This window comes from Streptomyces sp. NPDC001153, assembly GCF_053598315.1.
On record NZ_JBSFJZ010000054.1, the window covers coordinates 1 to 13729 of the forward strand.

Below are 13729 nucleotides of genomic sequence, written 5' to 3' on the forward strand. Positions count from 1 at the left end.
CCTCCGTGCGGTGAAGATTCGACACCTCCACCACACACGGGGGCCTTCGCCACGATCAAGACCGGCCAGCGTTAACAACGCTCGTGATCAATACACCTAGGCCACCCCGGCGAGCCGCAGCAGCGCGGTCGTCGCCGCCGCGCCGAGCACCACCACCACGAACGGCGCCCGGCGCCGGGCGAGGACGGCGCCGGCCAGGACTCCGGCGGGGCGGGCCCAGCCCGCGAAGCCGCCGGACTCCGTCAGCGCACCGGTGGCCAGCAGGGCGACGAGCAGCACGACCGCCCCGGCCGAGGCCAGCTCCTGCGCCCGGGCCGGTATCTCGACCCGCCCGTGCAGCACCGGCCCCACCAGCCGGAAGGCGTAGGTGCCCACAGCCAGCGCGAGGATCACGACGACGGCGGCGTTCATACGGCGGCCTCCACGGGCTGCCGGCGGTGCAGCAAGAGCCCCGCCAGAGCGAGCAGCACCGGCACCCCGGCAGGTACGGCGGGCGTCACCGCGAGGGCGACGACCGCGCCGAGCAGGGCACACCGCCGTACCGTCGCGTCCGCCCGCAGCTGGGGCAGCACCAGGGCCACCAGTACGGCGGGAAAGGCGGCGTCGAGGCCGTACCGGGCCGTGTCGCCCAGCGCGCCCCCGGCGAGCGCGCCCGCCAGCACGCCGGTGTTCCACACGGCGAACAGACCGACCCCGGAGATCCAGAACGCCCTCCGCTGCCGTACGGGGTCGGACTGGGCGAGGGCGAAGGCCACCGTCTCGTCGGTGACCAGGTGCGCGCCGAGCAGACGGCTCGCACGGCCGGTACCGATGATGTCCGCCACCGCCAGGCCGAACGCGGCCGTACGGGTGTTGAGCAACAGCCCCGTCGCCGCGGCGGCGACCGGCCCGCCCCCGGCGAGCAACACCGCCACCGCGCTGAACTGGGCCGAGCCCGCGTACACCACCAGGGACATCACCACGGGCACCCACACCGGAAGCCCGCCCGCGACCGAGACGGCGCCGAAGGAGACGCCGACGATGCCGCTGGCGAGCCAGACGAGCGAGCTGTCACGCACCAGGGACATGTCATCGGTTGTTCGCTGTATCGAACGCATGTTTTCTACACTGGAACAAAGATCGGCTGTCCGTCAAGCCGAACGATCGTACCGATGGAGCGAACAAACATGGCCGAGCCGTCTCCCCGGACCCCCGCCCGGCTCCCGCTGGAGTGGATCGCGGCATCGCTCAAGCGCGAGCGCGCCCGCAGCGGCCTGTCCCTGTCCGAGCTGGCCAAACGCGCCGGCATCGCGAAGTCCACGCTCTCCCAGCTGGAGGCGGCGAGCGGGAACCCGAACGTGGAGACGCTCTGGGCACTCGCGGTCGCACTGGGGGTGCCGTTCAGCGCGCTGGTCGAACCGCCCGCGCCGCAGGTCCAGGTGATCCGCGCCGGCGAGGGCCCGGAGGTCGCCTCGGAGCAGGCGAACTACGTCGCGACGCTGCTGTCCGCGAGCCCTCCCGGGGCCCGGCGGGATATCTACCGCCTGCGCGCCGAGCCCGGGGCGGCCCGCACGTCTCAGCCGCACATTCCCGGCACGGTCGAGCATCTGATCGTCGGCTCGGGCCGGGTGAAGGCGGGTCCGGCGGGGGAGGAGGCCGAACTCGGTCCCGGCGATTACATGACCTATCGGGGTGATGTTCCGCACTCGTACGAGGCGCTGGAATCGGGCACGGCCTTCGTCCTCGTCATGCAGCACACGTAACAGCGGGCGGCCCACGCCGAGAATTCGCCCAGAATTCACACGCGGCGTCGGCCGCAAAGGCAGGAGCCCCGTCGCCGGAACGGCGCGGGGCTCCTTGGGTACTTCTCTCAGGTTCTGCGATCAGGCAGAGATCAGACGGGGGTGACGTTCTCCGCCTGCGGACCCTTCGGGCCCTGCGTCACGTCAAAGCTCACCTGCTGGTTCTCCTCGAGGGAGCGGAAGCCGGAGGCGTTGATCGCGGAGTAGTGAACGAAGACGTCGGGGCCGCCGCCCTCCTGGGCGATGAAGCCAAAGCCCTTTTCGGCGTTGAACCACTTCACGGTTCCGGTAGCCATAAGCCCTCCTTGGGCTCACAAAGGGTTGCCCTGCTCCAGAACCTGCAAGTGTGAAACGGTGCTGCACAACTGCATTTGTCTGAAAACGACGAGAGCCCGCGGTCACATGCTCCGCAGGCTCTGTACTGCAAGGGAAACCAAACTGCAACTTGCGGCGAGCCTAGCACGCGGGCGCCCGAAAGCAATAGAGGTCAAGATCACGTCACCCGGATGTTTGAACATCCGCTGGGCCATTTGACGGCGTGGCGACGGTGGGGCCGGTCCCGGCACCGTAGCGCACGGGGTCTAGTGTCGCGATGTGGACAATGCTCGCACCCGGCCGCGCGTCGGCCACATCCAGTTCCTGAACTGCCTGCCCCTGTACTGGGGGCTCGCGAGAACCGGCACACTCCTCGACTTCGAGCTCACCAAGGACACCCCGGAGAAGCTCAGCGAGCAGCTCGTGCGCGGCGATCTCGACATCGGCCCCGTCACCCTGGTCGAGTTCCTGCGCAACGCCGACGACCTGGTCGCCTTCCCGGACATCGCCGTCGGCTGCGACGGCCCGGTGATGTCCTGCGTGATCGTCTCGCAGGTCCCGCTCGACCGTCTGCACGGCGCACGCGTCGCCCTCGGCTCGACCTCCCGCACCTCGGTCCGCCTCGCCCAGCTCCTGCTCGCCGAGCGCTACGACGTGGCGCCCGACTACTACACCTGCCCGCCCGACCTCAGCCTGATGATGCAGGAGGCCGAGGCCGCCGTCCTCATCGGCGACGCGGCGCTGCGCGCGAACCTGCTCGACGGCCCCCGCTACGGCCTCGAGGTGCACGACCTCGGCGCGCTCTGGAAGGAGTGGACCGGCCTGCCGTTCGTCTTCGCGGTCTGGGCGGCCCGCCGCGACTACGCCGACCGCGAGCCGGACATCACCCGCCAGGTCCACGAGGCCTTCCTCGCCTCCCGCAACCTCTCCCTGGAGGAGGTCGGCAAGGTCGCCGAACAGGCTGCCCGCTGGGAGGACTTCGACGAGGCGACCCTGGCCCAGTACTTCACCACCCTCGACTTCAGCTTCGGCACCCCGCAACTCGCGGCCGTCGCCGAGTTCGCCCGCCGCGTCGGCCCGACGACCGGCTTCCCGGCGGATGTGAAGGTGGACCTGCTGCGGCCGTGAGCAGGCGTGACTAGGCTGCTCACCACTGGATGTGGGGTGGGGGGAGCGCGTCATGCAGCCGCTGGACGGGGACGAGCCGGCCACCGTCGGGCCCTACCGGCTGCTCGGCCGGCTCGGCGCCGGTGGCATGGGCCGGGTCTACCTCGGCCGCAGCGCGGGCGGCCGTACCGTCGCCGTGAAGATCGTGCACCCGCACTTCGCGCTGGACGAGGAGTTCCGCGCCCGCTTCCGGCGCGAGGTGGCCGCCGCCCGCCGGGTCGGCGGCGCCTGGACCGCCCCGGTCCTGGACGCGGACCCGGACGCGGCCGTGCCCTGGGTCGCCACCGCCTACGCGGCCGGCCCGTCCCTCGCCGCGACCGTCACCGACACCGGCCCCCTGCCCGCGCACACCGTACGGGCCCTGGGCGCGGGCCTCGCCGAGGCGCTGACGGCCGTACACGACCTGGGCCTGGTCCACCGGGACGTGAAGCCCTCCAACGTCCTGCTGACCCTGGACGGGCCCCTGCTGATCGACTTCGGCATCGCCCGGGCCATGGACGGCACGGCGTCCCTGACGTCCACCGGCGTGTCGATCGGCTCCCCCGGCTACATGGCACCCGAGCAGATCCTCGGCAAGGGCGCCACGGGCGCGGCCGACGTCTTCTCCCTCGGCGCGGTGCTGGCCTACGCGGCCACCGGCGAGCCGCCGTTTCGGGGGGACTCGTCCGCGGCCCTCCTCTACAAGGTGGTGCACGAGGAGCCCGAACTCGACGGCATGGACGGTGAACTGAGGGAGGTGACGGCCGCCTGTCTGGCCAAGGACCCCACCTCCCGCCCCACCCCCGCCGAGGTGAGCCACCGGCTCGCCCCCGAGGGCGCCACCCGCCTGACCACCGACGGCTGGCTGCCGGGCCCCCTGGTGGAACAGGTCAGCCGCAGCGCCGTACGCCTCCTCAACCTGGACACGGGCGCCCCGGAACCGGCGTCGGGGCCGGTGGCCTTCGACAGACCGGCGGAGACGGGGCCCTCGAACTCGTTCACGGGGGCCGGGGTTTTCGGGCCTGCGCCGGTGATGAGTCCAGGGGGCCCGGCCACGCCGGTCGGCGGGCCAGGGGCTCCTGCCGCACCCCTCGGTGACCTGCAGCCCCCCTCGCTCTCAAGCCACGGCACCCCGAAGGGGGTGGAGGTCTCCTCGGGACCGGCGACCGGCGTGGCCGGGGCTTCCTCCGGGCCTCCTCCCTCCGGAGTGCCGACCGTCGTGCCCGCGCAGCGTGACGCCGCGCCGCAGGGCCGGTTCTCCGTCAGCGTGGCGGCCGCCGCCACGCCGGCCGAGGGCGGTCGTGGGCGCCGACTGAGCTGCACGGTGGTGCTGGCCGTCGCCGGTGCCCTGGCCGCAGGAGGGCTGGGGCTCGGCGTGCTGCTGCAACCGTGGGCCCAGCAGGACGGCGGCGCCAGGAGCGTGGGCGGCGGCCGCCCCTCGCTCTCCCCGGCACCGAGCCAGGCCTCCGGCGGTCCCACCGGCCGAAGTGACCAGCCCGGCGCCGTCCCGGCCCGCTACCTCGGCACCTGGGAAGGACAGGCCACCGGCCTCGGCGGCAGTCTGCCCATGGGCACCTTCCGGCTCACCGTCCATCAGGCCGGCGTGGCACAGGAGTTGGGGCAGCTGCGGCAGACCGACCAGATCGGCGGCGTGTGCACCGACGTCCTCACCCTGAAGAAGGTGACGATGACCCAGATCCTCGCGACCTCGACCGGCGCTAAGGACAACCCCGGACACTGTGTACCGACCCCGCACCAGGTCGAGTTGACCCCGGTCGGCGACGACCTGAGGTTCACGTCGGACAGCTCCGCCGAGGGCAACCCGGTGGCGCGCCTGTCGAAGGCCGGATGAGCACGGTGGGCGCGCCGGGGGGCGGGGGGACCCGATGAGCACAGGGGCGCTGACGGCCGTCGCCGCGCTGTGGGGCGCGCTCGTCGGCGCGCTGCTGCCCCGCGCCGCCTACCGCTTCGCCGTACCGGCCGGTGAACCCTGGCGGGACCGCTGCCCGGACGGTCATCCGATCCGCGGCTGGATCGGCCGGATCGCGTGCGGCGCCTGCGGGGGAGAGGCCCGCCGCACGGACGTACCTCCCACCGCGGCCCTCCCCGCTGCCCTCGCCACCGCCCTGACCTGCGCCGCCCTCGCCGCCGCCACCGGCACCCGCCCCGAGCTGGCGGTCTGGCTGCTGCTCGCGCCGGTCGGGGTGCTGCTGGCCGTGGTCGACTTCCGGGTGCAGCGGCTGCCCGACCCGCTGACCCTGCCCCTCGCCGCGTCCGCCCTCGCCCTGCTGGGTCTCACCGCGCTGCTGCCCGAGCACGCCGGCCACTGGTCCACCGCGGTGTACGGCGCTGTGGCCCTCGGCGCCGGCTATTTCGTGCTGTTCCTCATCAATCCGGGTGGCATGGGCTTCGGCGATGTGAAGCTGGCCGTCGGCATGGGTGCCGTACTCGGCTGGTACGGCTGGTCCACCGTCCTGCTCGGCGCCTTCGCCGGTTTCCTGCTCGGCGCGCTGTACGGCGGAGCCCTCGTCGTCGTACGGCGGGCGGGCCGCAGGACCGCGATCCCCTTCGGGCCGTTCCTGCTGGCCGGTGCCTTCGCCGGGCTGCTGATCGGCGCGTACGCGGCCTGACGTCCGTACGGTGAAACCGCTGGCGTAGGCTGGTTCGGTCCGTCCGCACCCCTTGACGAAAGGGCCCCTGGTGACCGAGAAGGCCGACCTCCAGTCTGTCCTCGACCGTGCCGCTGCCGGTGGGCGGATCACCCCGGAAGAGGCGCTCGACCTCTACCGGGATGCCCCGCTGCACGCGCTGGGCGCCGCGGCCGACGCGGTGCGGCGGCGGAAGTACGCCGGTGTCGAGCACATCGCGACGTACATCATCGAGCGGAACATCAACTACACGAACGTGTGCGTCACGGCGTGCAAGTTCTGCGCCTTCTACGCGGCCCCCAAGGACAAGGACAAGGGCTGGACCCGCGACCTCGACGACATCCTGCGCCGCTGCGCGGAGACGGTCGAGCTGGGCGGCACCCAGATCATGTTCCAGGGCGGCCACCACCCCGACTACGGCGTGGAGTACTACGAGAAGCACTTCAAGGCCATCAAGGACGCCTTCCCGCAGCTGGTCATCCACTCCCTCGGCGCGTCCGAGGTCGAGCACATGGCCCGGATCTCCGGTGTGTCGGTGGAGGAGGCCATCACCCGTATCCACGAGGCGGGCCTGGACTCCTTCGCCGGTGCCGGCGCGGAACTGCTCCCCGAGCGGCCCCGCAAGGCCATCGCCCCGCTGAAGGAGAGCGGTGAGCGCTGGCTGGAGATCATGGAGACCGCGCACCGGCTGGGCGTGGAGTCCACCTCGACCATGCTGATGGGCACGGGTGAGACGAACGCCGAGCGCATCGAACACCTGCGGATGATCCGGGACGTACAGGACCGCACGGGCGGCTTCCGCGCCTTCATCCCGTACACCTACCAGCCCGAGAACAACCACCTGAAGGGCCGCACCCAGGCCACCCTCTTCGAGTACCTGCGGATGATCGCGATCGCCCGCCTCTTCCTCGACAACGTCCGGCACATCCAGGGCTCGTGGCTGACCACGGGCAAGGAGGTCGGCCAGCTGTCGCTGCACTACGGCGCGGACGACCTCGGCTCGATCATGCTGGAGGAGAACGTGGTCTCCTCGGCCGGCGCCCGGCACCGCTCCAACCGCCTCGAGATCATCGACCTGATCAGGAAGGCGGGGCGGGTCCCGGCGCAGCGCGCCACGACCTACGAGCACCTGGTCGTCCACGACGACCCGGCGAACGACCCCGTCGACGAGCGGGTGATGTCCCACATCTCGTCCACGGCGATCGAGGGCGGCACGGCCCACCCCGAACTGAAGCTGCTGGCGTCCAACTAGGCGCTCCGTGCTGACACTTCACGTGGCCGATCGGTCTCCCGAGACGGCGGTTCTGGTCGACGGGGCGTCCGTCGCCGCCGTCGGCCCGTACGAGGAACTGGCCGCCGCCGAGCCCCGGGCCAAGGTGCGGCGGTGGCCCGGGATCCTCACCCCAGGGCTGCTGAACCCGTACGGTCCGGAGCTGCTGGAGGCCACCTACCACCCCGATCCCCGCGAGGCCGACGTCCTCGGCACCGAGCCCATCGGCGGGCAGCGCGCCCGGGAGATCCTCCGCGGCGATCCCGCACGCCTCGGCGCGAGCGCGCGACGCGGGGTGCAGCGGATGCTGGCACACGGCACGGTGGCGGTGGCCGGGGAACTGCGGTCGCGGGCCGTGGTCGACGCGGTCCGCAGGGCCGGGCTCGCGGTGGGGCAGCGGCCCGACCGCCTTCCGGGCCCGGCAGCGCTGTCCCCGACCCCGCTGATCCTGCTGCCGCGGCTCGTCCCGGGCGGGCCCGCCCGCTTCGCCGTGTTCGACGTCGCGGACCGTGCCGAACTGGTCCGCCGCGGCGCCGGCACCTGCGTGGCGACCGTGATCGGCGGGCGGTTGGTGTACCGGGGCCGCTGATCCCGGGGCACCGGACGGGCGCGGGACCTTCGCCGGCCGGCCCGGCCCGGCCGGGCGTGCGCCGCGCGGGCGTAGGCGAGGGCGCTTCCGGAGTGCCGTACCCCCTGCTGCCACAATGAGCGGGTGACCCGCGCTTCCCTGAACAAGCAGCCGCACGAAGTCGCCTCGATGTTCGACGACGTGGCGGAACGGTACGACCTGACCAACGACGTGCTGTCGCTCGGCCAGGACCGGGTGTGGCGCAAGGAGGTGGCGAAGGCGGTCGACGCGCGCCCCGCGCAGAAGGTCCTCGACCTGGCCGCCGGTACGGCCACCTCCTCGCTGCCGTTCGCGCGCACGGGCGCGTACGTCGTCCCCTGCGACTTCTCGCTCGGGATGCTGCAGGTCGGCAAGAGGAAGCACACCTGGCTGCCGTTCACGGCCGGCGACGCGACGCGGCTGCCGTTCAAGGACGACACCTTCGACGCCGTGACGATCTCCTTCGGGCTGCGCAACGTGCAGGACACGGACGCGGCGCTGCGGGAGATGTTCCGGGTGACCCGGCCCGGCGGGCGCGTGGTGATCTGCGAGTTCTCGCACCCGACCTGGGCGCCCTTCCGGACCGTCTACACCGAATACCTGATGCGGGCGCTGCCGCCGGTCGCGCGGGCGGTGTCCTCGAACCCGGACGCGTACGTCTACCTCGCCGAGTCCATCCGTGCCTGGCCCGACCAGCCCGCCCTCGCCGAACGGCTCCGCAAGGCGGGCTGGTCGAAGGTGGCCTGGCGCAACCTCACCGGCGGCGTGGTCGCGCTGCACCGGGGCTTCAAGGAGAGCTGAGGCCCTCGCCGAGGCCTTTTACGGGGCTCGGCGGGTCCTTCACCGGGTTCGGCGGACTCTTTACCGGGTTCGGCGGTCCTTGTGCCGGGCCCGTCGGGCCGGGGTCTCAGCGGTTGATCATCTCGAAGGCGTCACCGGGCTCACCGAGTTCGCGTTGGAGGCCACCAGCGGGCGGCCGTGGGATGCGTGGCTCGCGCACGCCTCCGCCGCCCTCTCCCTCACCGAAGTCGAACCACACGTACACCATGGACTCCCGGGGCACCTCGGCGCCGGGCTGCGGGTACTGGCGTACGACGTAGTCGACGACCGCGAGGTGGAAGTCGGGGCGGTCCGGCGCATTGAGGAACAGGCCCTGCGCCCGGGCCGTTTCGCGCGCGTCCACGGCCATCAGTCCGACCAGCCGCGGCACGCGCACTTCGGGTGTTTTGGGTGTTATGCGCACAGATGTCACCCCCAGCGGTACTGGAAGGGTAACTCCCGCGCGCCCCGGCCGGAAGGAGCCGGTGTCTTTCTGTGACAGACGGCTACTCTGTGTGATCGAGGCTGAGTCGGAAGCACAGGGCGTCCTCGCCCAGCGTGGGGTGCGGATAGGTCTCCGCCGGTTCCATGCCGAGGCGCCGGGTCACCGCGATCGACCGCTCGTTGCCCGGCCGGACCATCGCCACCACCTCCTTGACCCCGGCCGCCCGCACCCGCTCGAGCGTCTCGCGCGCGGCCGCGGTCACGTACCCCTTGCCCCAGTGCGCGCGGCCGAGCCGCCAGCCGATCTCCATCTCGCCGACCGGGCCCCAGGCGGGCTGCCAGGGCTGCGCTCCGGTGAAGCCGATGACCTCACCGGACTCGTCCAGCATGGTCCACAGGCAGAAGCCGAGTTCCGCGTCGTGCCTCCGCTGCCGCGCGGTGAGCTCCTCGTAGACCGACAGCGCGGCCGGTCTGCCGCCGTAGAACTCCATGACCTCGGGGTCGTCGAAGACCCGGTGCCAGGCGATCGCGTCCTCGTGGGTGGGAACGCGCAGCCGTACCGCGGGGAGAGGTCGGTTCACAGGGCAGCCCTTCAGCCGGGTGATCAATTCTGCTGAATAGACTGCCCATGTCCAGTGCCGGTCGGCACATACATTTCGAACTTGGGGAGATCCCGCCGTGACCGTCGAGACCGAGCCCCTCTCCGAGAACACCGCCGATGTGATCGTCGTGGGCGCGGGGCCGGCCGGCTCCACGACCGCGTACCACCTCGCCAAGGCCGGCCTCGACGTCCTGCTCCTGGAGAAGACCGAGTTCCCGCGCGAGAAGGTGTGCGGCGACGGCCTCACCCCGCGCGCGGTCAAGCAACTCGTCGCCATGGGCATCGACATCTCCGAGGAGGCCGGCTGGCTGCGCAACAAGGGCCTGCGCATCATCGGCGGCGGCAGCCGCCTCCAGCTGGACTGGCCGGATCTCGCCGCCTACCCGAACTACGGACTGGTCCGCAAGCGCGACGACTTCGACGAGCAGCTCGCCCGCAACGCCCAGAAGGCCGGGGCGCGGCTGTACGAGCGCTGCAACGTGAGCGGCCCGGTCATCGACGACCGCACCGGCCGTATCACCGGCGTCACCGCCAAGCTCGGCGAGGAGAAGCGCGAGGTCACCTTCCGCGCGCCGCTCGTCGTCGCCGCCGACGGCAACTCCACCCGCCTGTCCCTCGCGATGGGCCTGCACCGCCGCGAGGACCGCCCGATGGGCGTCGCGGTGCGCACCTACTTCACCTCGCCCCGGCACGAGGACGACTACCTGGAGTCCTGGCTGGAGCTGTGGGACCGCCGCGGCGCCCAGGACCGCCTGCTGCCGGGCTACGGCTGGATCTTCGGCATGGGCGACGGCACGTCGAACGTCGGCCTCGGTGTCCTGAACACCTCCGCCTCCTTCAAGGAGCTGGACTGGCGCGAGATCCTCAAGGCCTGGTGCGCCTCCATGCCGGAGGACTGGGGCTACACCCCCGAGAACATGACCGGCCCCATCCGCGGCGCCGCCCTCCCCATGGCCTTCAACCGCCAGCCCCACTACACGCGCGGCCTGCTGCTCGTCGGTGACGCCGGCGGCCTGGTGAACCCCTTCAACGGCGAGGGCATCGCCTACGCCATGGAGTCCGGCCAGATCGCCGCCGACGTCATCGTGCAGGCACACGCGCGTGCCACGCCCGCACAGCGCGAGATCGCCCTGCAGCGCTACCCGCGCGTCCTCAAGGACACCTACGGCGGCTACTACACCCTCGGCCGTGCCTTCGTGAAGCTCATCGGCAACCCGAAGGTCATGCAGATCGCGGCCCAGCGCGGCCTCACCCACCCGATGCTGATGAAGTTCACCCTCAAGCTCCTCGCGAACCTCACCGACCCCACGGGCGGCGACGCGATGGACCGCATCATCAACGGCCTGAGCAAGGTGGCCCCGAAGGCGTGAGCCTTCACCGGGCCGGGCTCAGCTCCCCGGCCCGGGCGGCGCGGCGGGCGAACACCTCGTCCCGCCGGGCGGCCATCTGCCGCAGCGCGTCCTTTTTCTCCCGCTTGGAGAGTCGATCCAGGTAGATGTACCCGTTGGTGTGGTCGGTCTCGTGGACGAGGCAGCGCGCGAAGTACCCGGTGCCCTCGATGGCAAGGGGGTTACCGTCCTTGTCCTGCCCGCGCACGACGGCCCGGTCCGGTCGCGGTACGGCCATCACGGCACCCGGCACCGACAGGCAGCCCTCGCCCTCGTCCAGCAACCGCCGCCCTCTCGTGGGCGTTTCGAGCACCGGATTGACGATGTGTCCGACATGCCGGACTCCATCCTCATCGGGGCAGTCGTACACGAACAGCCGCAGATCGACCCCGACCTGGTTCGCCGCAAGTCCCGCCCCTTCGGCGACATACAGGGTGAGGAACATGTCGTCGACGAGGGCGGCGAGGTCGGGCCCGAACTCCGTGACGTCCCGGCACGGCTTGTGCAGGACCTCCTCGCCGACCTCGGTGATCCGGCGCACCGCGCCACGCCCGGCCTCGGGGGCGTGGCGGGGGTAGGAGTCGGCGGGCCTTCCCTGTACGAACACGCGTGGCATGACGCGGACTCCTTCGCTCATGGACGGACCGCCGGACGGCGGTCCGAGCCGAGCATGTCAGGAGCGGCGCTCCGAGGCGCCGGGAACGACGCAGGGGCCGCAGCCCCCGAGCGGCTGCGGCCCCTGTGCGCGTGACAGGCGTGCCAGAGGTACTGGGTGAGGTTCAGAGCACCCGCACGGCGCCGGTCGGCGGGTCGTACGACAGCGGCTTCTCGACGATGCCGGTGGACGGGTTCTGCGCTCCGACGAACATACCGTCGCCGACGTACACCGCCACGTGGTACGCGCTGCCCGCGCTGCCCCAGTAGAGGACGTCGCCCGGCTGCAGGTTGCTCAGCGAGACCTGCGTGCCGGCGGTCGACTGGTCCTGGGAGACGCGCGGCAGGCTGACGCCGATCTGCTTGAAGGCGGACTGCACCAGGCCGGAGCAGTCGTAGGCGCTCGGGCCGGAGGCGCCCAGGACGTAGGACTTGCCGATCTGCGCCTTCACGAAGGAGATGACGGACGCGGCCGAACCGGTGGCCGTGGACGTACTCGTGGAGGTGCTGCCGCTGTCCGCGGCGGCGAGCGTCGTCCGAGTCGCGTTGCGCGAGGCACGCTCGGCGGCGGCCCTGCGGGCGTCCTCGGCGGCCTTCTTCTTGGCCGCGGCCTGCTGCTTCGCCTCGGCGAGGTCCGCCTTGGCCTGCTTCGCGGCATTTGCGGCGGCCGCGTCACGCTCGGCCTGCAGCTGGTAGTTCGCGGCGGCCTGCTGCGTGGCGTCCGCGGACTTGGCCGCCTGGGCGGCCAGATCGGCCGTCAGGGTGGGCAGTTCGAGGGTCTGCGTCACCGGCTCGGCCGCGTTCGCCGAGCCGGACGCCCCGGCGACTGCCAGGGAGCTGAGGACGCCACCGGCAACTCCGGCCCGCATCGCGAGGGTCGACGCGCTGCGGCGGGGCTTCCGGTGGCTGCGTATGTGAGCGGTGTGGGACATGGGAATAACCGGTACCAGGGGCTCCTTCATATCTTCAAGAAACGTGTGCTGCGCCACAGTTGCTCAATCGAGACCTGAATTCCCGGGCGCGTCACTCTTTATTGACGCCGTAACGGACATTGCGGACGTCGGTGATCAAGCCCTTGATCACGGTCTTTGATCATTACGTCCGAATTGCCCCACGCCTACCACTGGTTGGGGTCATTGGCCAAGCCCGGTTCTCTGAGGCCTCTCATCGATGTGGCGGAGGTCACGGAACGGTCACCGGGAGCGCGGCGTCCCGTGCGCGCGGGCTCGTGAATGTGTGCACGCGTCCACACCCGCGTCCACATCGCACCCCGCACCTCCCTCTGATGTGTGAACGCGCTCCTTTAGCAGGCACCCACGTCCAGCGCCAATTTGCATGCAGCGGAACTCTCTTGATATTGAGACGACCCCTCCGGCCTGCGATGACAGGCGAGAATGTCACTTCTCGTGATCAACTGAACGCTTCGCGTATGAAGATCACTCATCATCCGACTTCATGATCCTTCGTCAGGTGGTGGAGATCACAAAGCTCGTGCAATACGCCGTGTCGCAGATCACAGAGCGACGGGCATAAGATGCGTGGCAACTGGGCTTGTGACCTGCTTCACATGTTCTCGATCTTCGCCCGGGACGGCGGGGCTCGTGGGACCGGTGAGGCGGAAGTGAGCGCAGTGCACCAGTGCAACCGCCAGCAGTCAGCGCCGACTGAGAGGAGCGAGGAGCGGTGAACGCGTATGCGCCCATCCTCGTACTGGGAGCCCTCGGGGCAGGCTTTGCGATCTTCTCCGTGGTCATGGCCACGCTGATCGGTCCGAAGCGGTACAACCGCGCCAAGCTCGAGGCCTACGAGTGCGGTATCGAGCCGACCCCCACGCCGGCCGGCGGCGGGCGCTTCCCCATCAAGTACTACCTGACGGCGATGCTCTTCATCGTCTTCGACATCGAGATCGTCTTCCTCTACCCCTGGGCCGTCACCTTCGACGCCCTGGGGATCTTCGGGCTCGTGGAGATGCTGCTCTTCGTGCTCACCGTCTTCGTGGCGTACGCGTACGTATGGCGGCGCGGCGGCCTGGAATGGGACTGAGGGGCCTTAGGAC

Annotated in this window: 16 protein-coding genes; 9 read left to right on the plus strand and 7 right to left on the minus strand. The window is 71.0% G+C overall.

What is annotated here, in order from left to right; genetic code table 11:
• Window positions 1–96: 96 nt before the first annotated feature.
• Together ACWDEN_RS40830 and ACWDEN_RS40835 are read right to left on the minus strand one after the other, a co-directional pair.
• A complete protein-coding gene (locus tag ACWDEN_RS40830; protein WP_450863030.1) occupies window positions 97–411 on the minus strand; it encodes an AzlD domain-containing protein in 315 nt (104 codons plus the stop codon).
• The gene (locus ACWDEN_RS40835) at window positions 408–1097 is read right to left on the minus strand and encodes an AzlC family ABC transporter permease (RefSeq protein WP_450863032.1); all 690 of its coding nucleotides are present in this window, start codon (window positions 1095–1097) and stop codon (window positions 408–410) included. Before ACWDEN_RS40835 ends, ACWDEN_RS40830 begins: the two co-directional genes overlap by 4 nt.
• 54 nt (window positions 1098–1151) lie before the next feature.
• Here ACWDEN_RS40835 and ACWDEN_RS40840 point away from each other — a divergent pair, with 54 nt between their 5' ends.
• The gene (locus tag ACWDEN_RS40840; RefSeq protein ID WP_351610150.1) at window positions 1152–1742 is read left to right on the plus strand and encodes a helix-turn-helix domain-containing protein; all 591 of its coding nucleotides are present in this window, start codon (window positions 1152–1154) and stop codon (window positions 1740–1742) included.
• Between the two features lie 131 nt (window positions 1743–1873).
• Here ACWDEN_RS40840 and ACWDEN_RS40845 read toward each other — a convergent pair whose 3' ends face one another.
• Complete coding sequence (locus ACWDEN_RS40845) at window positions 1874–2077, minus strand: cold-shock protein (protein WP_003992177.1); 204 nt, start codon at window positions 2075–2077, stop codon at window positions 1874–1876.
• A 298-nt stretch (window positions 2078–2375) separates the two neighbouring features.
• Here ACWDEN_RS40845 and ACWDEN_RS40850 point away from each other — a divergent pair, with 298 nt between their 5' ends.
• The 6 genes from ACWDEN_RS40850 to ACWDEN_RS40875 all read left to right on the plus strand — a co-directional run bounded on the left by ACWDEN_RS40850 (window position 2376) and on the right by ACWDEN_RS40875 (window position 8568).
• Window positions 2376–3224 (plus strand): menaquinone biosynthetic enzyme MqnA/MqnD family protein, encoded by an 849-nt coding sequence (locus ACWDEN_RS40850; protein ID WP_351610153.1) that lies wholly within the window; start codon window positions 2376–2378, stop codon window positions 3222–3224.
• A gap of 52 nt (window positions 3225–3276) precedes the next feature.
• The gene (locus ACWDEN_RS40855) at window positions 3277–5094 is read left to right on the plus strand and encodes a protein kinase domain-containing protein (protein ID WP_450863034.1); all 1818 of its coding nucleotides are present in this window, start codon (window positions 3277–3279) and stop codon (window positions 5092–5094) included.
• Window positions 5095–5128: 34 nt separating this feature from the next.
• Window positions 5129–5872: a prepilin peptidase gene (locus ACWDEN_RS40860; protein WP_351610157.1), complete on the plus strand. Its 744-nt coding sequence runs from the start codon at window positions 5129–5131 to the stop codon at window positions 5870–5872.
• Between the two features lie 70 nt (window positions 5873–5942).
• Complete coding sequence (gene mqnC / locus ACWDEN_RS40865) at window positions 5943–7142, plus strand: cyclic dehypoxanthinyl futalosine synthase (protein WP_351610160.1); 1200 nt, start codon at window positions 5943–5945, stop codon at window positions 7140–7142.
• A 7-nt stretch (window positions 7143–7149) separates the two neighbouring features.
• Window positions 7150–7749 (plus strand): hypothetical protein, encoded by a 600-nt coding sequence (locus tag ACWDEN_RS40870; RefSeq protein WP_351610163.1) that lies wholly within the window; start codon window positions 7150–7152, stop codon window positions 7747–7749.
• Between the two features lie 123 nt (window positions 7750–7872).
• The gene (locus tag ACWDEN_RS40875; RefSeq protein ID WP_351610166.1) at window positions 7873–8568 is read left to right on the plus strand and encodes a demethylmenaquinone methyltransferase; all 696 of its coding nucleotides are present in this window, start codon (window positions 7873–7875) and stop codon (window positions 8566–8568) included.
• Between the two features lie 106 nt (window positions 8569–8674).
• Here the strand turns inward: ACWDEN_RS40875 and ACWDEN_RS40880 are convergent, their stop codons facing one another.
• Together ACWDEN_RS40880 and ACWDEN_RS40885 are read right to left on the minus strand one after the other, a co-directional pair.
• On the minus strand, window positions 8675–8983 hold the full coding sequence (locus ACWDEN_RS40880; RefSeq protein WP_228625056.1) for a PASTA domain-containing protein: 309 nt from the start codon (window positions 8981–8983) through the stop codon (window positions 8675–8677).
• Between the two features lie 109 nt (window positions 8984–9092).
• The gene (locus ACWDEN_RS40885) at window positions 9093–9611 is read right to left on the minus strand and encodes a GNAT family N-acetyltransferase (protein WP_351610168.1); all 519 of its coding nucleotides are present in this window, start codon (window positions 9609–9611) and stop codon (window positions 9093–9095) included.
• Window positions 9612–9708: 97 nt separating this feature from the next.
• Here ACWDEN_RS40885 and ACWDEN_RS40890 point away from each other — a divergent pair, with 97 nt between their 5' ends.
• A complete protein-coding gene (locus ACWDEN_RS40890; protein ID WP_351610170.1) occupies window positions 9709–11001 on the plus strand; it encodes a geranylgeranyl reductase family protein in 1293 nt (430 codons plus the stop codon).
• 4 nt (window positions 11002–11005) lie between these two features.
• Here the strand turns inward: ACWDEN_RS40890 and def are convergent, their stop codons facing one another.
• Together def and ACWDEN_RS40900 are read right to left on the minus strand one after the other, a co-directional pair.
• A complete protein-coding gene (gene def, locus ACWDEN_RS40895; RefSeq protein ID WP_351610171.1) occupies window positions 11006–11635 on the minus strand; it encodes a peptide deformylase in 630 nt (209 codons plus the stop codon).
• Between the two features lie 163 nt (window positions 11636–11798).
• A complete protein-coding gene (locus ACWDEN_RS40900; protein WP_351610174.1) occupies window positions 11799–12605 on the minus strand; it encodes a C40 family peptidase in 807 nt (268 codons plus the stop codon).
• Between the two features lie 751 nt (window positions 12606–13356).
• Between ACWDEN_RS40900 and ACWDEN_RS40905 the strand changes: the two genes are divergently transcribed.
• Window positions 13357–13716, plus strand: a complete 360-nt coding sequence (locus ACWDEN_RS40905; RefSeq protein ID WP_003992243.1) for an NADH-quinone oxidoreductase subunit A — start codon at window positions 13357–13359, stop codon at window positions 13714–13716.
• Window positions 13717–13729: the final 13 nt, after the last annotated feature.

Excerpts from the sequence above, each read along its gene's own strand:
- ACWDEN_RS40840 (WP_351610150.1), top strand. The coding sequence starts at position 1,152 with ATGGAGCGAACAAACATGGCCGAGCCGTCTCCCCGGACCCCCGCCCGG.
- ACWDEN_RS40835 (WP_450863032.1), bottom strand. The coding sequence starts at position 1,097 with ATGCGTTCGATACAGCGAACAACCGATGACATGTCCCTGGTGCGTGAC.
- ACWDEN_RS40845 (WP_003992177.1), bottom strand. The coding sequence starts at position 2,077 with ATGGCTACCGGAACCGTGAAGTGGTTCAACGCCGAAAAGGGCTTTGGC.
- ACWDEN_RS40860 (WP_351610157.1), top strand. The coding sequence starts at position 5,129 with ATGAGCACAGGGGCGCTGACGGCCGTCGCCGCGCTGTGGGGCGCGCTC.
- ACWDEN_RS40855 (WP_450863034.1), top strand. The coding sequence starts at position 3,277 with ATGCAGCCGCTGGACGGGGACGAGCCGGCCACCGTCGGGCCCTACCGG.
- def (WP_351610171.1), bottom strand. The coding sequence starts at position 11,635 with ATGCCACGCGTGTTCGTACAGGGAAGGCCCGCCGACTCCTACCCCCGC.
- ACWDEN_RS40830 (WP_450863030.1), bottom strand. The coding sequence starts at position 411 with ATGAACGCCGCCGTCGTCGTGATCCTCGCGCTGGCTGTGGGCACCTAC.
- ACWDEN_RS40900 (WP_351610174.1), bottom strand. The coding sequence starts at position 12,605 with ATGTCCCACACCGCTCACATACGCAGCCACCGGAAGCCCCGCCGCAGC.